Raw genomic sequence first — 19,257 nt, 5'->3', positions numbered from 1 at the left:
CATGTCCGACCCGGGCAATGCCTTCACACTCACCGACGAGCAGCGCGACTTCCGTTCGTCTGTCAGGTCTTTCCTGCAGCACCACTGCCCCGAGGCCGAAGTGCGTCGGGTGATGGACTCGGCTGACGGTTACGAACCGACGGTGTGGCGCGCGATGGCCGACCAGTTGAACCTGCAGGGTCTGGTGATCCCGGAGGAATACGGCGGCGAAGGTTTCGGGTGTGCCGAACTGGCACTGGTGCTCGAGGAAACCGGCGCGGCACTGCTGCCCGGACCGTACTTCACGTCCGCGGTGCTCGCGGCGAACGCGCTGCTGCACAGTGCCGACGAGGTTGCCAAGAAGCGCTATCTGCCAGATATCGCCAGCGGACACACCATCGGCACGGTGGCCGTGACGGAGCGTAGCGGGCGTTGGGACCTCGATGATCTCGAGACCCGAGCGGAACCCGTCGGTGACGGCTGGGCGCTGTCCGGCACGAAGCACTACGTGCCGGACGGAATGATCGCCGATCTGGTGCTCGTCGTGGCACGCACCGACGACGGCCCCGGCATGTTCTGCGTCGATGACACACAGGCGTTGCAGCGACGGGCTCAGTCGACGCTGGACCAGACCCGCCGACAGGCCGTCATCCAGATGACCGCCACCCCCGCCACCCGCGTGTCCGCCTCGACAGCAGACATCGAGCGGGCGCTCGCCTACTCAGCGGCGGGGCTGGCCGCAGAACAGGTCGGCGGGGCACAACGCTGCCTCGATCACGCGGTGAGCTACGCCAAGGTGCGGCATCAGTTCGGCCGGCCCATCGGATCGTTCCAGGCCATCCGGCACCGATGTGCCGACCTGATGCTCGAGATCGAATGCGCGCGCGGGGCAGTCCAGTACGCGGCGCACGCCGCCGACGTGCATCCCGAGTCGCTACCGGCTGCCGCAGCAATGGCCAAGGCGCACTGCTCCGAGGTCTACGCGCGGGCCGCGGCCGCCAACATCCAGTTGCACGGCGGCATCGGATTCACCTGGGAACACCCCGCTCACATGTACTTCAAGCGCGCGGCGTCCTCGGCGCAGCTGCTCGGGGACGCCGATCATCATCGCCGCCTGTTGGCCGATCGAGTCGGCCTGTAGCTCAGAAGTCGGTGCCGCCGTCGATGTTAATCACGGCACCGGTCATGTAGGCCGCGCGATCGCTGAGCAGGAAGGCCACCAGTTCGCCTGCCTCATGCGGAAATCCCCCACGGCCCAGGGCTACCCGCATGTTCCAGTCCGGGTTGCTCGACAGATGCGTGTAGATCGCGTCCTCGAGAGGCACGCCGTACTGCTCGGCGCGCTTCTCTCGGATGTGGTCGTTCGTCTCGGTGTCGAACAGTCCCGGACACATGACGTTCACCCTGATGCCGTCGGGTCCATACGTCTTGGCCAGGATCTTCGACATCGTCAGGACCGCCGCCTTCATCGCGTTGTAGGGCGGAATGAGAATCTTCGGCGCCCGGACGGAGTAGGCGGCGGTGGTGACGATGGTGCCGCCGCCGTTGCGCTGGAGGTGGGGGATGATCGCCCGGCAGGAGCGGACAGTCGCCATCACGATCATCTGGTAGTACCAGTCCCAGGAGTCGTCGCCGTGCTCGAGAAAGGGACCCTGCTGGTTCATCGGGCCCGCGGTCACGGCCAACCCGCGCAGCGGCCCCAATTCGGTAGCGGCACGTTCCACCGCCCGGTCGACGCCGTCGCCCGGTGCTGCGGCATCGACCCCGATACCGGTGGCGCGAACCCCGTACTCGTCGCTGAGCAGTTTGGCGCGCTCCGCCGCGCGCCGCTCGTCGCGCGCCAACAGTGCGACGTTGCCGCCGTCGGCAGCGAGCTGGTGGGCAGCGCCGAACCCCATGCCGGTGGTGCCACCGACCAGCACAAAGTTGCGGCCCGTGACTCCGAGTTCCACGCTCGGCCTCCTGCGTGTCAGTGATTGGGTGCGTCGTCGGAACGCCAACGTGCCACATAGAACAACAGTGCGCAATGTGTTCTACTGATTAGTCAGCGGTGGTGGCGCCCCGCAGTCGCGGCGTGTCGCACGGCTGCGCCCACGCGCCGATCAGGGGGCCGTCGCGTAGGATTGTCAATTTGGCGAGGTAGTCGCGGGTCCCCCAAACGGGCCTCCCAACAGGCAAGGAGCGTTATGGCAACCCAGCGAGCGGCCACCGCGGTCGACGAGCAGGACGAGTTCGACCGACGTGACCAGATCCTCGAGGCCGCCAACCAGTGCTTCTCACAATTGGGCATTCAACGCACCAGCGTTCAGGACGTGGCTCGGATGGCCAACGTCTCGCGCGGGACGGTCTACCGCTACTTCGAGGACCGTAACGTCCTCATCGACGCCGCGATCGAGTTCGGTGCCCAGAAGTTCTACAAGTTGGTCGCCGTGGCGATGGCCGACGAGGCGACACTGGCCGAGAAGCTCGGCGCAATGGCCGAGACGCACGCTCGAATCCTGTTGGATCACCGCACTCGGAACCGACTGATGGCCGACGACGCCGAACTCATGCGTCACATGATTTCCGACGGCGATTCCGCGATTCGCCGATCGACCGAGTTCCTGGTTCCCTACGTGCGCGACGCGCAGAAGCGCGGCGAGGTGGGTTCCGGAGTCGACGTCACAGCCGCCAGCGAGTGGCTGGCACGCATCATCTATTCGTTCTCGACAGTCAATGAGGCGCAGACGTTCGACATGTCCAAGCCCGAGACGGTGCGCAAGTACGTGGAGAAGTTCGCCGTCAACGGGCTGCGGTGAACGAAGCGTTTCACACCTCTGTTCAACTGTACAACTCCTGTACTACTGTTCTATGAAGCTGACCGCGCGACCTCCGCGTGGGCAGGGTGCAGCACTCAGGAGCGGTGATGGCAGAGATCTGGCGCGAAGAACGGATGCTGATCGACGGGCGACTCGTCGCGGCCTCCGACGGCGCGACGTATGACAACGTCAATCCCGCGACGGAAAAGGTCATCGGCGTGGCCGCCGACGGAACGTCGACCGACATGGACGGCGCGATCGCCGCGGCGCGGCACGCGTTCGACCACACCGACTGGGCCGATGACCTCGCCTTCCGGGTGCGCTGCATCAGGCAACTGCACGAGGCGCTGACCAAGCACGCCGACGAGCTGAGGGCGTCGACGGTGGCCGAAGTCGGGTGTCCGGTCGCGCTGACCTACGGCCCCCAGCTCGATGCTCCGCTGGCGGGGTTGCCCTGGGTCGCCGACCTGGCCGAGACGTACCACTGGGAGACCAGCCTGGGGTTCGCCGAACCCTTCGGCATGAGAACCCACCGGACGGTGCGCCGGGAACCCGTCGGTGTGGTCGGCGCGATCACCCCGTGGAACTATCCGGTTCAGATCAACCTCGCCAAGGTCGTGCCGGCGCTGGCCGCGGGCAACACGGTCGTCCTCAAGCCGGCCCCGGACACCCCTTACGGGGCAACTCTGCTCGGCCAGGTGATCGCCGAGCACACCGACATCCCCGCGGGCGTGGTCAACGTGGTGACCTCGGCCGGTCATGCCGTCGGCCAACAGCTGTGCGAGGACCCGCGGGTCGACATGATCTCGTTCACTGGCTCCACCGCCACGGGTACGCGAATCATGACCGCTGCGGCGGCGACCATCAAGAAGGTCTTCCTGGAGCTCGGCGGCAAGTCGGCACTCGTCGCACTCGACGACGCCGACATCGACGCGGTCGTGACCTCAGCGGCGTTCGCCACCACCACCCATGCGGGGCAGGGCTGTGCCAACACCACGCGGCTGCTGCTGCCGCGCAGCAAGTATCGCGACGGGATCGCCGCACTCGCGGAAACCCTGAAGACCTGGCCTTACGGCGACCCCACCGATTCCTCGGTCCTGATGGGACCGTTGATCCGGGAAGAGCAGCGCCAACGCGTGCTCGGCTACATCCAAAAGGGCGTCGAGGAGGGCGCCACGATCGCCGTCGGCGGCGGCATTCCCGCACACCTGCCCACCGGGTACTACGTCGAACCCACTGTGCTGGCCGACGTCGACCCGGATTCGACCGTGGCACAGGACGAGATCTTCGGCCCGGTGCTCGTGGTCATCCCGCACGACGGCGACGACCACGCCGTGCAGATCGCCAACAACTCGCGGTACGGGCTGTCGGGCACCGTGGTGAGCGCATCGGACGAGCGGGCGCGGGCCGTCGCCAACCGGATGCGCACCGGCACCGTCAATGTCAACGGCGGCGTGTTCTACGGGGTCGACGTGCCCTTCGGGGGATACAAACAGAGCGGGATCGGACGGGAGATGGGTGTGGCGGGCTTCGAGGAGTATCTGGAGACCAAGTCGATCGCCGAGGGCGCCCGGTGACGGAGCGATCGCTGGCGGGCAAGCGCGTCGTCGTCGTGGGCGGCTCGGCGGGTATCGGCCGGGCATTCGCCCTGAAGGCGCTGGAGGATAGGGCGAGGCTCGTCGTCGTGGCGCGACGTGAGCTACCCGCCGAAGTTCTCGCCGACGCCGCGCAGGTGACATCGGTGTCCGCTGACATCCGCAATGCCGACGATTGCAGGCGCATCGGGGAAACGGCGGCGAGCACCCTCGGCGAAGTCGATCTGTTGCTGATCAGCGCCGGCTATGCGCCGCTCAAAGCATTCTCCGACGTCGACGCCGAGGACTGGACGAAGGTGCTGGCGACGAACGTGATCGGGGTGCACCAGGTCATCCAGGCTCACCTGCCGGTTCTGGCCCCCTCGGCAGTGGTGGCCGTGCTGTCGTCCGACTCGGTGCGCCACCCCCACCGGGCGCTCGGTGCGTACTCCGCGAGCAAGGCGGCGATGGAACGCAGCCTGGTGGCCTGGCGGCTGGAGCACCCTGGCTACCGGTTCAGCTGCGTCGAGGTCGGAGCAACCGTGCCGACGGACTTCATCTCCGACTTCGATCCCGACCTTCTCGGGGTCGTTGCGGGCGAGTGGATTTCGCGAGGTCTGGTTCCCGCGACACACATGACTCCCGAGGGAGTCGCCGACGTGCTGGCGGGGATCGTCGCCAGCGCACTGGACAATCCGAACGTGGGATTGGACCACGTGACTCTCAAGTCCCCGGCTCCCCCGATGACCGTATGAGCATCTCGTTGCTGTTGGAGATGGCGCAGGGCTCGTCGCTGGCGATCCACGGGGATGCCGCGGTGGTGTCGGGCGAACTGCGCTGGTCCGTCGAGGAATTGAACACGCTCGCCGACGGTGGTTCTGGCGTCATCGCCGCAGCCGGGGCGTCGCACGTGGCATACGTCGGCGCCGGCGGGCCGATGCTGCCGCTGCTGCTGTTCGCCTCTGCAGGGGCAGCTGTTCCGGTCACGCCGCTGAACTACCGCCTGTCGGCCGACGGCCTGCGCACCCTGATCAGACGCCTGCCGGAACCGCTCGTGATCGCCGACGACGAGTACCTCGACGCCGTCGGTGACGTCGGCAAGCACGTCATGTCCGCAGCAGACTTCCTCGCCGCGGCGCGCACCACCGAGTCGGCTTCGGTGTCCGCCGATCCCGATGCGGTTGCGGTGGTGCTGTTCACCTCGGGCACCACCTCGGCGCCCAAAGCGGTTGAGTTGACGCACAACAACCTGACCAGCTACATCATGGGCACGGTCGAGTTCGACTCCGCCCAGCCAGGTGACGCAGCGCTGATCTGTGTGCCGCCCTACCACATCGCCGGGGTGTCGGCCGCGCTGTCCAATCTCTATGCCGGCCGCAAGATCGTTTACCTCACGGCCTTCGACGCTGCGGAGTGGGTCCGCCTGGTCGACACCGAGCGCGTCACGTCGGCGACCGTCGTCCCCACCATGCTCGACCGTATCGTCGATGCGCTGCAGAACAGCTCGACCACGCTGCCGACACTTCGCACGCTGGCCTACGGAGGGTCCAAAGTCGCTCTCCCCCTTGTCCGCAAGGCTCTCGAGTCGCTGCCGCAGGCGGGTTTCGTCAACGCCTACGGCCTGACCGAGACGTCGTCGACCATCGCGGTGCTGGGGCCTGAGGATCATCGCGACGCGTTCGGCTCCGACGACCCGATGGTCGCGCGGCGGCTCGGCTCGGTCGGCCGGCCGGTGCCGTCTGTCGAGGTGCAGATCCGCGCCGACAACGGCACCGTCCTGGGGCCCGACGAACCCGGGGAACTCTACGTGCGCGGCGAGCAGGTCTCGGGGCGTTACACGGGCATCGGCTCCGTACTCGACGCCGACGGCTGGTTCCCCACCAAAGACATCGCCTATCTCGACGCAGACGGATACCTGTTCATCGGCGGCCGTTCGGACGACACCATCATCCGGGGCGGGGAGAACATCGCTCCCGCCGAGATCGAGGACGTCCTGGTCGAGCACCCCCAGGTGCGCGACTGCGCCGTCGTGGGCGTCGAGGACGCGCAGTGGGGCCAGATCGTCGTCGCGGTCGTGGTTCCCGCACCGGGTCCCTCACCCGGCGTCGAGGATCTGCGCGCGTTCGTGCGTGCGCAACTGCGCGGCTCGCGCACCCCCGACAAGGTCGTGTTCCGCACCGAGCTACCCAGCAACGCGACCGGCAAGGTGCTGCGCCGCGAACTCGTCGAGCAACTCAGCGTCAAGGAGTCGGCATGATCAAGAACGGCACCCGCTTGCAGAGCCAAGTCTGCGACACCCAGGTGATCGTCGTACGCACCTCCGATGCGCTGGACGATCTGCGCGCCGGCGGCGCGCCGATGATCGCCCTGGACGCCACCCCTGACGCCGGCCTCCGCCTGGACGAGGACTATGCGGGCGGCACGTTGATGGGCAAGCGCTACGTAGACGCCGACGGCTCCGAGATACTCGTCACCAAGGCGGGTAAGGGCACGCTGTCCATCGGTTCGACGCCGCTACAGGTCAAGGAGGCAAAACCCCTCCCGGCCAGCGATTAGGATTCACCGTGGCCGTCGTACTCGTCACCGGGGCAACTGGTTTGACCGGTTCCAACGTGTGCCGACAGCTTGCCGAGCGCGGCGACCGGCCCCGCGCGCTGGTGCGCAACCCCTCGACCGCGCAGGCCTTGGCCGCCGTCGGGGCGGAACTCGTCGCCGGTGACGTCACCGACGCGGCGTCGGTGCTCGCGGCCTCGCGGGGGGCGGACGCGGTGATCCACACTGCCGCACTCCTCGGCGGCGAAAGCCAGGACTGCGCCGCCTTTCAGGCCGTCAATGTCGAGGGCACCCGAAACGTGCTCGACGCCGCCGAAACCGTCGGCCTGCGCCGCGTGGTCGCATTCAGCACCGGGTCGTTCCTCGACATGGCGGCCTGTCCTGATCTCGAAGACGCTCCCCTGCTGGACTCCCCTCCCGACGATCCGTACACCCTGACCAAGTTGGCTGCGTATCAGGAGGTCCACCGTCGCGCAGCCGCCGGCCTGGACGCCCTGACGTGCCACCCCGGCGCGATCTACGGCGAGAGCCCGGTTCCGGAACGGGCGCTGGCACGCACGACGTTCAACCGCGTGATCCTCGCCGGCCTGCGCGGACGGTTGACCGAGTCGCTGGGCTACCCGGTCAGCTGGGTCACCGGTGACGACGTGGCACGAGGAGCCCTGGCGGCCCTCGATCGTGGCAGCGCCGGTTCGCGCTACTGGTTTCTCGGGCATCCCGACGACCGCACCAGCATGGCGTCGCTGTGCAACGAAGCGATCGCCATCGCGGGGTTCGGGCACCGGGTGCTCGACGTCGACCCACTCGGCGATCAGGCCGCCCTCACCACGCGCTACGGACCCACGCTGGTCGCGGTGGCACGCAAGATCGTCACCGAACCCCACCCCGCCCGTCCGGTCGTCTCGAAGACCGAACGCGCGATCGGTTACACGCCGACGCGGCGCGCTGACGCCCTGCGCACACTGGTCTCGTGGCTCCGTCGCATCGGGCGACTCGGCTGAATTCACATGGACGGGAACCGAGAACACATGACACAGGTTGAGTCGGCGTGGCCCGCATTCCCCGACTACCGCATCGACATCCGTGCGTGTGCGATGACCGGGCAGGCATGGGTCGGTGATGTGCTGGTCGCCGAGAGTGACCACTGCCTCGTCGTGACCGAGACCGATCACGTCGACAGACTCTATTTTCCCGAATCAGGCGTTCGCTGGGAGCATTTCGTCGACTCCGATCACACCACGGTGTGCCCGTTCAAGGGTGTGGCCACCTATTGGAGCCTCCGCGATACCGACGCCGCGGGTCGAGACGTGATGTGGACGTACCGGGATCCGCTCACCGAGGTCGGCGACCTCCGAGGCCATGTCTGCTTCTACGACACCGACGTGCGTGTGGTCGTCGTGGAGCACTGGCCTGACGGGTCCGCGGTCCCGGCGCAGTTTCCGCTCTGGGGTGACGCCGCCGAGTTGCGACGACTCATCGACGTCGAAGCATCCGGCCCCTCCCGGTTCGTCGGTCCAGCACACGGTCCGACGCAACGCGACGTGGTCGAAGGCGGCCAGTTCGCCGCACAGGCCATCGTGGCCACCTCCAAGGAGCTTTCCGATCAACGGGTCACGTCGGCGTCGATGATCTTCACCAAGGCGGCGTCGTTCACCGCGCCCGTCGACGTGGCCGTCGACGTCGTGCGGCGCGGACGGACCTTCTCCACGACCGAGGTGCGCATCAGCCAGCACGACAGTCTGCGGTGCATCGGCCTGCTCCTGGCCGACTCGGGGGCGTCCGACGTCATCCGTGACGTCGAGCCCATGCCCGAGGTTCCCGGTCCCGACGCGGCGAGCCCGTTCGCCGGTTTCAGCATGACGGGACGCGAGCTCCGCATCGTCGACGGTGCCTACGATCCGGATCCGGCTCGCGTGGGACCGCCGATGATCAACGCCTGGGCCCGCTTTCGGGACGATCCTGGCCCCCGTTACCTGCACCAGGCTCTGCTGGCGCAATCGACCACCCACTGGACGATCGCGGCCGGAATGCTGCCACACCCCGGCTTCGGCGAAGCGATGGCACACCGGACGCTGTCTACCGGGATCATGAAGGCCACCATCGCCTTTCACGACGATGTGGACGTCACCGACTGGCTGCTGTACGCCAACCGTGCGTTCTGGTCCGGGCGCGGCCTGGTGCAGGGTGAGGGACGGGTGTACACCCGAGATGGCCATCTCGCTGCCTCCTACACCGTGCAGGCGATGGTGCGCCAATTCCAGCGTGACCCCGCGGCGATGGGACACGACAGCAGTACGGTGATGTAGCTACTGGCACCCAGGGCCCGCTGTCGCTATGTCGTCCGCAATGTCGCGGGTCGCCGCTCGCCATGGCGCGGGTCGCCGCTCGCGAGGTCACGGTGAGTAGCCCAGCACGTAGTGCCCGTCCTCGGGGTGGTGATACCAACCGCCTGCCGCGCTCGTCCCCCCGTCGACGTGCAGTGTCTGTCCGGTGACGTAGGCACTCATCTCGCTCGCGAGAAACACGGCCGCACCGGCCATCTCGTCGACATGGCCCGCTCGCCCCAGCGGAACCATCAGTTTCGCGTTCTCGACCCCGGCCGGGGCCATTCTGCGGAGGCTGTCGGTCAGCGTGAAATCCGGGGCCAGGCCATTGACCCGAATGCCGTACGGCGCCAACTCGAGTGCCGCCGTCTTCGTGAAGTTCTGGACACCGGCCTTGGCGGCGGCATAGGCGGCGAACCCGGGGGCCGCCCGCACACCTTCGATGGTGGTGATGTTGACGATGTTGCCTGCCTGGCCCTCGGCGATCATCTGCCTGGCGACGCGCTGGGTGCACAGCAGTACCTGGCTCAGGTTGACTCTGAGGAGGGCGTCCCAACCGTTGACCGAGGTCTCCAACAGCCCCGACCAGAACACGCCGCCCGCGTTGTTGACCAGTATCGACGGCGTACCCAGCGCTCGGACTGTCGCCTCCAGCGCGGCGTCGACCTGGGCTTCGTCGCGGACGTCTGTGACGGAGGCGAAGCCGCCGACGGCATCCGCGGCGTTGGCCGCCGTGTCCGGGTCCCGCTCCCAGATGGCCACCCGTGCGCCGAATTCCGAGAGAGCCTCCGCGATCGCCCGCCCGATGCCCGCGCCGCCGCCGGTCACCACCGCCACCCGCCCGTCCAGCGCCACCGACTGCCGACTCAGCACCATCGGTCCTCCTTAGGGATTGGACACCGTGACACTCATCCGCGATGCCACCGTCTTCCAGCAATAAACTGACGGCCGCGGCGGAGCTGAGCTCCAGCCTATGGCGTGTGACAACAGTACAATATCTGTTCTACTATTCATTCGGTCAAGAATGGCGCTGCAGTATCGAAACGGAGCATGCATGAACCGTCTCAAGGGCAAGGTCGCCCTCGTCACCGGAGCCGCCCGCGGGCAGGGCCGCAGCCATGCGGTGCACCTCGCCGACGAAGGTGCCGACATCATCGCCCTCGACATCTGCGCCGACATCGAATCCAACGAGTATCCCCTCGCGACTCCCGACGATCTCGACGAGACCGCGAAGCTGATCGAGAAATCCGGCCAGCGGGTGGTCAGCGCCGCCGTCGACGTGCGCGACCGCGCCGGCCTGAAGACCGCGCTCGACGATGCGGTCGAGCAATTGGGTGGACTGCACGTCGTCGTGGCCAACGCCGGGATCTGTCCGCAAGGCAACCACATCCCGTTCCGGGGCTTCATCGACGCGTTCGACGTCGACTTCGTCGGGGTCGTCAACACCATCCACGTCAGTCTCGACCATCTCGGGGCGGGCGGTTCTGTCATCGTGACAGGCTCGATCGCGGGCCTCATCGACCAGAAGGACCTCGCCACCGGTGGTGGCCCACAGGGGCCCGGCGGCGCGGGCTACGGGATGGCCAAGAAGATGGTGCGCGACTACACCAAGGCGCTGGCTCTGACGATGGCGCCGCACAGCATCCGCATCAACGCGATCCACCCCACCAACGTCAATACCGACATGCTGCACAACGTGCCGATGTACAAGGTCTTCCGGCCCGACCTCGACCAACCGACCAGAGAAGACGCCGAGCTGGTCTTCCCGGTGTTGCAGGCGATGCCGACGCCGTGGGTCGAACCCGAGGACATCTCCCATGCGGTCGTGTACCTCGCCTCCGATGAATCCCGATTCGTCACCGGTCAGCAACTGTTCGTCGATGCCGGGGCCGGGTTGAAGTTGGGCTTCTAGCCGGACGCGGCACGAGCGGCGAACACCCCGTTGAGATACACGGTGACGCGGAACCCGCAGAGCACCAGGATGTGTATCAGGTACAGCCACAGCGCCAACGCCGACACCGCACCGACGATGGGCAGGCCGCCGAACGGTGCGGACCATTCGATCGGGATGGCCAAGAACAGCAGGAACCCCTGCAGGAACCCGGCCAGGATCGCTCCGCTGCCGAAAGCCCCCGTAAGCAAAGGCTTCACGCCGAACCGACCGGGCGCGATGAGCCCGTACACGCCCACCAGCGCCGTCGAGACCGCGATCCACACGACGTGGAACCCGACGAACACCCCCCACACCAGCGACCACCCTTCGCCGGTATAGAGCGGCGCCACGTAGGGCGCGAACGCCAGCACCGCCAGGACCAGGAACGGGGCGACCGCCGCGACGCCGAGCAGGCCTGCCCGTCCGCGCCACCCGGTGAGTTTGTCTGTCTCCGGGGTCAGTTGGACGAACGCGCGGCGCAGGCCCTCCCCGTAGAGACTGGCCGGGAACAGCACCACCAGGGCCTGCCACCACGGCATCGCCAACGCGACCGAGGTCAGGGTCCGCAACGCTTCGGGGGTTCCGTGTCCGGACGGCAACCCCGAGATGGCCGTGTCCATCGAGGAGGTCACGGTGTCTTGTCCGACCAGCAGTCCGGCCGCCCACAGCGATGCCATCGCCAGCGGCACCAGCCCGATCACTCCGAAGAAGGTGGCTCCGGCCGCCCACAGCGCGAGGTCGGTCCCGGGGAACGTTCTGCTGACCTGAACAGCCAGCCTGCGTGCCCGGTTCACCGCCATACCCGTCGACCCGTCGCAGCGTGCTGGCAAGCTGACACCATGACAGCGCAGCAACCCGCCGGCGACGGTGACGCGGGCTGGTCCTCGCTGCACAGTGGCGTGCAACCGTCGCGCCTCGTGCGGGGCTGGCTGTCGATGGTGCGAATGTTGGCCCGCGGTCCGATCGTTCGCATTCCGCCCGATGTCCTGTCGTTGCTGGGTGTGCTGGCGTTGGTGGGCGCGTGGGCGGCCGTGGCGGGCCCCGGCTGGCCGGCCCTGGCGGTGGCGCTGGTGATCGCGGCCGGCGTGCTGGACGGTCTGGACGGCGCGGTGGCGCTGCGCACGGGAAGGGCCCGCCCGCTGGGTGCGGTGGTCGACTCGACGGCCGACCGTCTCGGTGATCTGCTGCTGGGCGCCGTTCTGCTGGCGTTGGGCGCGGCGCCCGGCTGGGTGATCGCGGCGCTGACGCTCGTGCTGCTGCTGGAGTACGTGCGCGCCCGCGCCCAGGCCGTCGGGATGCCGGGCGCCGGCGCGATCACCGTCGGCGAACGTCCCACCCGGCTGATCGTCGTCGCACTGGCGGCCGCGGGTGCGGCGGTGCGGGGGTCGGGGGTGCCGCTCACCGGGTGGAACTGGGGCACCATGTTCGCTGTCACGTGGACCGCCGCCGGTGTGGTCGCGATGGTGCAACTGTGGCTCGGGATTCGTCGCTCGATCCCGGCGACGTACCCGACGGACCGATGAGTCCGGCGACGATCTCGGCGGACATCAGCACCAGCGGGATGCCGCCGCCGGGATGTGCCGAGCCGCCCACCAGGTAGAGCCCGGGCAGCGGGCTGCGGTTCGACGGGCGGCGCAGCGCCGCGCGGGGGCCGTGCGAGGCGGTGCCGTAAATGGCGCCTCCGGGTGCACCGGCACGACGCTGCAGGTCGGCGGGAGTCACGGTCTCCAGGACGCGGATCCGGTCGCGCACGTCGGCGCCACGGGCGGCCAGCACGTCCAGGATGTGCCGGCTGTAGCGCTCGCGCAGACCGGGCTCGTCCCAGTCCACCCCGCGCGCCGGATCGTGCGCGGGCGCGTTGACCAGCACGAACCAGCCCTCCGAGTTCTCGTCGGGCCGCAGCGCCGGGTCATCGGGTGCGTGCACGTAGACGGTGGGATCGGCGACGGGCACGGGTCGCCGGCCGAAGATGGCGTCGAACTCGGCGTCGTAGTCGGCGGGGAAGTAGACCCGATGCGCCGGGCCCGGCTCTCGTCCCGTCAGCCCGAGCAACAGGACGAAGCCCGCCATGGAGCGCGGCATGCGCCGCGCCCGGCGCTGTGCACCCCGCACCGCGCCGCGCGGCAGCAGCCGCTCGTAGAGCACCGCGGCGTCGGCATTGCTGACGACGATGTCGGCGGTCACGTCACGCCCGCCGACCCGTACGCCGGTGGCGCGGCCGTCGCGCACGCTCACCGACTCGACCGGCGTCGCGGTGTGCACCTCGACACCGAGTTCACGGCAGCGCTCGGCGAGCGCCTCCACGATGCGCCGCAGCCCGCCGGGTACGTACCACGCGCCGAACTCCTGCTCCACGAACGCGGTCACCGACAGCACCGCGGGCGTGCGGCGCGGGTCGGATCCGGAATAGGTGGCGTAGCGGTTCAGCCACGTCCGCAATCGGGCGTCGGGCAGCATGCGCCGGCCGAGACCGTCGATGGTCAGCCACGGCGCCACCACGCGCAGATCCGCCGGCCGGGTGCTCATGCGCGCCATCGCGGTCAGGGACACCGGACGGCGCAGCACCGGCTCGCCGACCAGCTCCCACAGCCTCCGCGAGCGGTTGTGCAGCCGCTGCCACGCCGTTCCGGTGGCGGCGCCGAGCGCCGCGTCGAGCGCCGCCGGAACGCCAGCCGCGTCGTGCGGCAGCGTCAGGGTCGTCCCGTCGCCGAACACGTACGCACACGCCGGATCGACTGCGCTGAGCGGCAATTCGAGCGGGGCACCGGTGTCGGTGAACACCTGCTGCAACACCGCGGGCAGCGTGAGCAGCGACGGGCCGGTGTCGAAGGTGAAGCCGTCGCGCTCGAGGAGTCCGAGCTTTCCGCCCACGGTGTCGGCGCCCTCGAACACCGTCACCGAGTGCCCGGCGGCCGCCAGCCGGGCCGCGGCCGCAAGCCCGCCCAGTCCGGCCCCGATGACCACCACCCGGCTCATAGGGCCCGGCCCTTCCAGTGCAGCGAACCACGGAGCCGACCCACCCAGGACGAGCCGAGCAGCCACAGCAGGGTCAGCACCGAGAACGGGTGCGCCACGGCATCGATGATCGCGCCACGCTCCACATCAATGGTCGCGCCTCGCTCCGTCGTACCGCACCAGCGCGCCGACAGGATCCGTCCCAGCACCGCGGCGAGATAGCCGACGGCGCCGATCCGGGACCCCGTCGTCGCCGCGATTGGGGGCACCACGTAGACCACGGCCAGAGCCGCGGCGACCGCGATGGCTCCCGGCGGCGAGCCGAACGCTGCCCACAGCGACTTGCGGTAGCCGTCGCGCAGTTCACGGCCGTTGTCGTACATCCGGCAGGTCGCGATGGCGGACCCGTCGGCGACGCCCGTGCGCCCGCCGCCGGCGCGGATCTTTCGTGCCAGCGCAATGTCGTCGAGCACCTCCCCGGACACCGACTGCCACCCGCCCGCCCGGGCCAGGGCGTCGGCCTCGACCACGAGGAACTGACCGTTGGCCACCGCCATCGACGGCCGGGCCGACCGCTCCGCGAGGCGCAGCGGCACCGTGGTCAGCCACGACCAGGCCAGCAACGGCTGGATCAGACGCCCGGAGCACCCCGTCGTGAGTTGGCGGGGCCACGGACTCACCAGATCCAGCGGGTCCGGGCCGCGCAACACGGCGACTGAGGCGGCCACGGCATCCGGGGACAGCACCACGTCGGCGTCGACGAACACCAGGATCACGCCGCGCGCCGCGGCGGCCAGCTGCGCGCATGCGTGCGGTTTGCCCAGCGTGCCGGCCGGCGGCGGGGTCCCGGCCAGGACCCGCAACCGGGCATCGGCCGGGGCCACAGCGCGCACGACGTCGGCCGTGCCATCGGTGGAGTTGTCATCCAGCACCAGGATCTCCACATCGGTGAGACCGCGCTGGGCCAGCAGCGACCGGATCGTCGGCTCGATGCGATGGGCCTCGTCACGCGCCGGCACCAGAACCGACACCGGCACGCTCACCGACGGCGGCTTTGAAGGCGGACGCCGCAGGTAACGTAGGTTGAATAGTTGGTGGACCGTGCCCAAACACGCCAGCGACGATCCCGCCAGGACGAGCGTCCGGAACGGTTTGGGGCGTCGCGCGTCGGGCACCTGAGAACTCTACGGAGCGCTCACCCCGTCCGCCACCACCCGGCGGCGCACCTGGGGTGACCGCTTCGTCGCGAACGGAGGTAGCAGAGGTGGCGCTGGCCGTGCCGTCCCGCTCGCTGCGCGCGGTCCATCCCGCATGGTTGCTGGTGGCGGCGGCGATCGCGAGCCAGATCCTCTACCCGCTGCTGCCCGACGGCCCGCGCACCGAGGTCACGACCATCAGCGTCGTGCTGTTCTTCCTCGCCGCCGTCGCCGACGTCACCCGTGTGCACGGCGGTAGAGGCGCGGCGCTGCTGATCGCGATCGCCGGCGGTGGTGGTCTGCTGGCCGAGGCGGTCGGTGTGCACACCGGGTTTCCGTTCGGCGCCTACGCCTACAGCGGAACGCTGGGTCCGCAACTGCTCGGCGTGCCGGTGGTGATCCCGCTGGCGTGGGTGATGATGGCCTGGCCGGCGCTGGTCGTCGCCCGGACTCTGGCCAGGCGGCCGGTAGCGGTCGTGGCGGTCGGTGCGCTTGCGCTGACCGCCTGGGACGTGTTCCTGGACCCGCAGATGGTCGACGCCGGGCACTGGACGTGGGCCCACCCCGACCCCGGACTGCCCCTCGTTCCCGGCATCCCGTTGACCAATTATCTCGGGTGGCTGCTGGTCACCACCCTGATCATGGCCGCCCTGCAGACGGCGCTGCCGTCGCACGACGGCCCGTCGGGTCCGGCGGCCGCGCTGTACCTCTGGGTGTACTTTTCCTCGGTGATGGCGCATTTCGTCTTCTTCGGCCTGCCGGGGTCCGCGGTGATGGGGGGAATCGTGATGGGAGCGATCGCCATCCCGTTCACGCTTGCCCTGCTGCGGCGGCGCGCCCGCGAACCGGAGCGACCATGACCGATGCGCTGAGAAGCCGCGCCGCGCCGTTGCGGATGCGGCCCCGACAGCTGGTGACACCGGATCCGCTGCTGCCCGCCGACGTCGCACCCGGCGCCACGGCGATCGTCGTCGGTGGCGGCATCGCCGGCATGTCGGCGGCCGTCGTGCTGGCCGAACGGGGCGTCGCGGTCACCGTGCTGGAGGCCAACGACCATCTCGGCGGGCGCCTGGGCGCCTGGCCCGAGCGGCTCCCTGACGGCACCGAGCAGTACATCGAGCACGGCTTCCACGCCTTCTTCCGGCACTACTACACCTGGCGCTCGATTCTGCGTCGCGCCGATCCGCAGTTGTCGTTTCTCGCCCCGGTAGCCAGCTACCCGGTGATCTCGGCGAGCTGGCCGGCCGAGGACCTGTCCGGGCTGCCCGCCGCGCCACCGCTGAATCTGCTGGCGCTGGCGCTGCGGTCGAAGAGCCTGACCCGGCGCGAGCTGACCCGAGCAGACCCCGATACGGGCCGCGCCCTGTTGGCCTACGACCGCGCCACCACGACGGCCGAACTCGACAACATCGACGCGGCAACGTTTCTCGACGGTCTCGGGATGACCGAGCGGACCCGCACCATGCTGTTCGAGGCGTTCGCCCGGTCGTTCTTCTGCAACCAGGGTCAGCTCTCCGCGGCCGAACTGGTGGCGATGTTCCACTACTACTTCCTGGGCAACCCCGAGGGCATCGGCTTCGACGTGCCCGACACCGATCACGCCACCGCCATCTGGCATCCGCTTCAGCGCTACCTCGAACAGCGCGGCGGCCGGGTGCATCGGGGCTCCGCTGTCACGGCCGTCGAACCGGACGGTCCCGACTGGCACGTCGACACCGAGGCAGGGCGCTTCACCTCCCGGCACGTGATCCTGGGGCTGGATCCCGGAGCGCTGCGCTCGGTGATCGACAACTCCCCGGTGACCGCTGCGGCGGCCCCGCTGCTGGCCGAGAAGTGCCGAAACCTGCTGGTGGCGCCACCGTTCGCGGTCAGCCGGATCTGGCTGGACCGCGACGTCGCACCCGATCGGGCACCGTTCAGCGCCGTCAGCGGGCAACCCAACCTCGATTCGATCGCGGTGTACTCCCGACTGGAGGAACCCAGCATCCGGTGGGCCGCCGCCACGGGCGGATCGATAATCGAACTGCATTCGTACTCATGCCGTTTGGACGACGCCGCAGAGGCGGCCGCGGCGATGCGCGCCGAACTGGCCGTTCTGTGGCCGGAAACCGCCGACGCGACCGTCACCCACGCGCACAACCGGCTCGAGGCCACCGCCCCGGCGTTCCCGCCCGGCTCGGCGGGCAGCCGTCCCGGGGTGCGCACCGACGCCCGCGGGCTGCGACTGGCCGGTGACTACATCGAACTTCCCTACCTGGCCGGTTTGATGGAGCGCTCGGCGATGTCCGGTGTGCTGGCGGCCAACGACGTCCTGGCCGAACTGGGCGCCGCCGCCGAGCCGATCACCGGCGTGCCGCAGCGCGGACTGCTCGCGGGGGTGCCGCAGATACCGCGCCGGGGTAAAGATCGCGGGTAGCCGACGGCGTGAACGAGGCGTAGTCGGGGCATCCCCACTCCATGACTTCAGCACCGCTCTCCGACGACGCACGACAGATGCTGGGTAGGCCCAACCCTGCCGTCATCGCCACCACCCGCCGCGACGGCCAACCGGTTTCGGCCGCCACCTGGTATCTGCTCCGTGACGACCAGCTGCTCGTCAACATGGACGTCGCCCGAAAACGGTTGGCCCACATGCGCCGAGACCCTCGGGTCTCGCTCACCGTGATCGACGGCGACGACTGGTACACCCACGTCACCGCCATCGGCCGCGTCTTGCGCATGTACGACGATGAAGGTCTCGAAGACATCGACGCGCTGTCGCAGCACTATCAGGGCAAGCCGTACCCGGACCGGGACCGGCCCCGCGTCAGCGCGCTCATCGAGATCGACCGGATCCACGGCTGGGGTGCGCAGAAGAACAACGATCAGCCCGACGGGCGCGGCGCCTCCTGACGGTGGCTGTGCCACACGGTCACACTGCGGCCACACGGTCGCGGTCCGCGAATGAGAACGGCCCCCGGACTAGCGTCCGGGGGCCGTTCCACCTAGTAGCGGGGACAGTGTGGTGTTTCAGGACATCGGAATAGGGTGTCTCAAGACATCGGCATAGGTGGCTGGGCCAGTTTCAGCTGGTGTCGAAGGCTCGCCTGGTCATCACCGCCGTCCTCGTCGAAGGCCGCTCCCAGTCGCAGGTCGCCCGCGACTACGGCGTCTCCCAAAGCTGGATCTCCCGGCTGATCACGCGCTACACCCTCGAAGGCGAGGCCGCGTTCGAACCACGCTCGCGACGCCCCCATTCCAGCCCCACCCGGCTACCCCAGGCCACCATCGACCTGATCATCGAACTGCGACACCACCTAGCCGGCAAAGGCCTCGACGCCGGACCGCACACCATCGCCTGGCACCTCGAGCACCACCACCAGCTACGGGTGTCGACCGCCTCGATCAGCCGCCATCTGCGCGCCGCCGGCCTGGTCGACCCCGCCCCGCAGAAGCGACCCAAGTCGTCCTACATCCGCTTTGCCGCCGCGCAACCCAATGAACGCTGGCAAGCCGACTTCACCCACTGGCGCCTGGTCGGCGGCACCGACGTCGAAATTCTGTGCTGGCTCGACGACTGCTCCCGCTTGGCGATCTCGGTGACCGCCCACCGCCGCGTCACCGGCGCCATCGTCGTCAAAGAGTTCACCAACGCCATTGCCCGCCATGGCATCCCATACTCCACGCTCACCGACAACGGCATGGTCTTCACCACCCGATTCGCAGGCGGCAAAGGCGGACGCAACGAATTCGAAGCCCAACTGCGCCGCCTCGACGTCCACCAAATCAACTCCACCCCCAACCACCCCACCACCTGCGGAAAAGTCGAACGCTTCCACCAAACCCTCAAAAAGTGGCTCAGCGGCCAACCCCGCGCCGCGACCCTCGCTGAGCTGCAAACTCAACTCGACGCCTTCGTCGACGAATACAACCACCGCCGCCCCCACTGAACCGTCCTGGTCTGGA

19 protein-coding genes are annotated in these 19,257 nt (G+C 68.7%); 14 read left to right on the top strand and 5 right to left on the bottom strand.

What is annotated here, in order from left to right; all coding sequences use genetic code 11:
• Position 1 precedes the first annotated feature (1 nt).
• Positions 2 to 1,120, top strand: coding sequence for an acyl-CoA dehydrogenase family protein (locus tag J3476_RS02885; protein WP_207065046.1), 1,119 nt, complete (start codon positions 2 to 4; stop codon positions 1,118 to 1,120).
• A 1-nt stretch (position 1,121) separates the two neighbouring features.
• Here the strand turns inward: J3476_RS02885 and J3476_RS02880 are convergent, their stop codons facing one another.
• Positions 1,122 to 1,931 (bottom strand): SDR family NAD(P)-dependent oxidoreductase, encoded by an 810-nt coding sequence (locus J3476_RS02880; RefSeq protein ID WP_207065045.1) that lies wholly within the window; start codon positions 1,929 to 1,931, stop codon positions 1,122 to 1,124.
• Positions 1,932 to 2,165: 234 nt separating this feature from the next.
• Here J3476_RS02880 and J3476_RS02875 point away from each other — a divergent pair, with 234 nt between their 5' ends.
• The 7 genes from J3476_RS02875 (at position 2,166) to J3476_RS02845 (ending at position 9,210) form a co-directional block, all read left to right on the top strand.
• On the top strand, positions 2,166 to 2,777 hold the full coding sequence (locus tag J3476_RS02875; RefSeq protein ID WP_207065044.1) for a TetR/AcrR family transcriptional regulator: 612 nt from the start codon (positions 2,166 to 2,168) through the stop codon (positions 2,775 to 2,777).
• A gap of 107 nt (positions 2,778 to 2,884) precedes the next feature.
• Positions 2,885 to 4,354 (top strand): aldehyde dehydrogenase, encoded by a 1,470-nt coding sequence (locus J3476_RS02870; RefSeq protein WP_207065043.1) that lies wholly within the window; start codon positions 2,885 to 2,887, stop codon positions 4,352 to 4,354.
• Positions 4,351 to 5,106 (top strand): SDR family oxidoreductase, encoded by a 756-nt coding sequence (locus tag J3476_RS02865; RefSeq protein WP_207065042.1) that lies wholly within the window; start codon positions 4,351 to 4,353, stop codon positions 5,104 to 5,106. The genes J3476_RS02870 and J3476_RS02865 overlap by 4 nt, the downstream gene beginning before the upstream one ends.
• Positions 5,103 to 6,608 (top strand): class I adenylate-forming enzyme family protein, encoded by a 1,506-nt coding sequence (locus J3476_RS02860; protein ID WP_207065041.1) that lies wholly within the window; start codon positions 5,103 to 5,105, stop codon positions 6,606 to 6,608. The genes J3476_RS02865 and J3476_RS02860 overlap by 4 nt, the downstream gene beginning before the upstream one ends.
• Complete coding sequence (locus tag J3476_RS02855; RefSeq protein ID WP_207065040.1) at positions 6,605 to 6,907, top strand: hypothetical protein; 303 nt, start codon at positions 6,605 to 6,607, stop codon at positions 6,905 to 6,907. The genes J3476_RS02860 and J3476_RS02855 overlap by 4 nt, the downstream gene beginning before the upstream one ends.
• A gap of 8 nt (positions 6,908 to 6,915) precedes the next feature.
• Positions 6,916 to 7,905 (top strand): NAD-dependent epimerase/dehydratase family protein, encoded by a 990-nt coding sequence (locus J3476_RS02850; protein ID WP_207065039.1) that lies wholly within the window; start codon positions 6,916 to 6,918, stop codon positions 7,903 to 7,905.
• 27 nt (positions 7,906 to 7,932) lie between these two features.
• A complete protein-coding gene (locus J3476_RS02845) occupies positions 7,933 to 9,210 on the top strand; it encodes a DUF427 domain-containing protein (protein ID WP_207065038.1) in 1,278 nt (425 codons plus the stop codon).
• An 87-nt stretch (positions 9,211 to 9,297) separates the two neighbouring features.
• Here J3476_RS02845 and J3476_RS02840 read toward each other — a convergent pair whose 3' ends face one another.
• Positions 9,298 to 10,104, bottom strand: coding sequence for an SDR family NAD(P)-dependent oxidoreductase (locus tag J3476_RS02840; protein WP_207065037.1), 807 nt, complete (start codon positions 10,102 to 10,104; stop codon positions 9,298 to 9,300).
• Positions 10,105 to 10,282: 178 nt separating this feature from the next.
• On the opposite strand from J3476_RS02840, the gene J3476_RS02835 reads away from it, so the two are divergent.
• Positions 10,283 to 11,140, top strand: coding sequence for a mycofactocin-coupled SDR family oxidoreductase (locus tag J3476_RS02835; protein ID WP_207065036.1), 858 nt, complete (start codon positions 10,283 to 10,285; stop codon positions 11,138 to 11,140).
• On the opposite strand, the gene J3476_RS02830 is transcribed toward J3476_RS02835, so the two are convergent.
• Positions 11,137 to 11,991, bottom strand: a complete 855-nt coding sequence (locus J3476_RS02830) for a YhjD/YihY/BrkB family envelope integrity protein (protein WP_207065035.1) — start codon at positions 11,989 to 11,991, stop codon at positions 11,137 to 11,139. The genes J3476_RS02835 and J3476_RS02830 overlap by 4 nt on opposite strands.
• A gap of 9 nt (positions 11,992 to 12,000) precedes the next feature.
• Between J3476_RS02830 and J3476_RS02825 the strand changes: the two genes are divergently transcribed.
• Entirely contained in the window at positions 12,001 to 12,684 is a 684-nt protein-coding gene (locus tag J3476_RS02825; protein ID WP_207065034.1) for a CDP-alcohol phosphatidyltransferase family protein, read from the top strand.
• Here the strand turns inward: J3476_RS02825 and J3476_RS02820 are convergent.
• On the bottom strand, positions 12,593 to 14,137 hold the full coding sequence (locus tag J3476_RS02820; RefSeq protein ID WP_207065033.1) for an NAD(P)/FAD-dependent oxidoreductase: 1,545 nt from the start codon (positions 14,135 to 14,137) through the stop codon (positions 12,593 to 12,595). The genes J3476_RS02825 and J3476_RS02820 overlap by 92 nt on opposite strands.
• Positions 14,134 to 15,159 (bottom strand): glycosyltransferase family 2 protein, encoded by a 1,026-nt coding sequence (locus J3476_RS02815; protein ID WP_286182533.1) that lies wholly within the window; start codon positions 15,157 to 15,159, stop codon positions 14,134 to 14,136. The genes J3476_RS02820 and J3476_RS02815 overlap by 4 nt, the downstream gene beginning before the upstream one ends.
• A gap of 221 nt (positions 15,160 to 15,380) precedes the next feature.
• On the opposite strand from J3476_RS02815, the gene J3476_RS02810 reads away from it, so the two are divergent.
• The 4 genes from J3476_RS02810 (at position 15,381) to J3476_RS02795 (ending at position 19,241) form a co-directional block, all read left to right on the top strand.
• Positions 15,381 to 16,172 carry a carotenoid biosynthesis protein gene (locus J3476_RS02810; RefSeq protein ID WP_286182532.1) on the top strand — a complete coding sequence of 264 codons (792 nt, stop codon included), beginning with the start codon at positions 15,381 to 15,383 and terminating at the stop codon, positions 16,170 to 16,172.
• On the top strand, positions 16,169 to 17,728 hold the full coding sequence (locus J3476_RS02805; RefSeq protein ID WP_207065031.1) for an FAD-dependent oxidoreductase: 1,560 nt from the start codon (positions 16,169 to 16,171) through the stop codon (positions 17,726 to 17,728). Before J3476_RS02810 ends, J3476_RS02805 begins: the two co-directional genes overlap by 4 nt.
• 41 nt (positions 17,729 to 17,769) lie before the next feature.
• A complete protein-coding gene (locus J3476_RS02800) occupies positions 17,770 to 18,204 on the top strand; it encodes a PPOX class F420-dependent oxidoreductase (RefSeq protein ID WP_207065030.1) in 435 nt (144 codons plus the stop codon).
• Between the two features lie 179 nt (positions 18,205 to 18,383).
• Entirely contained in the window at positions 18,384 to 19,241 is an 858-nt protein-coding gene (locus J3476_RS02795) for an IS481 family transposase (protein WP_207065029.1), read from the top strand.
• Positions 19,242 to 19,257: the final 16 nt, after the last annotated feature.

Origin of the sequence: Mycobacterium sp. PO1, assembly GCF_017312405.1 — a bacterium.
GTDB lineage: Bacteria > Actinomycetota > Actinomycetes > Mycobacteriales > Mycobacteriaceae > Mycobacterium.
Note: the sequence above shows the minus strand (reverse complement) of the source record. Positions and strands in the feature narration are given on the sequence as shown.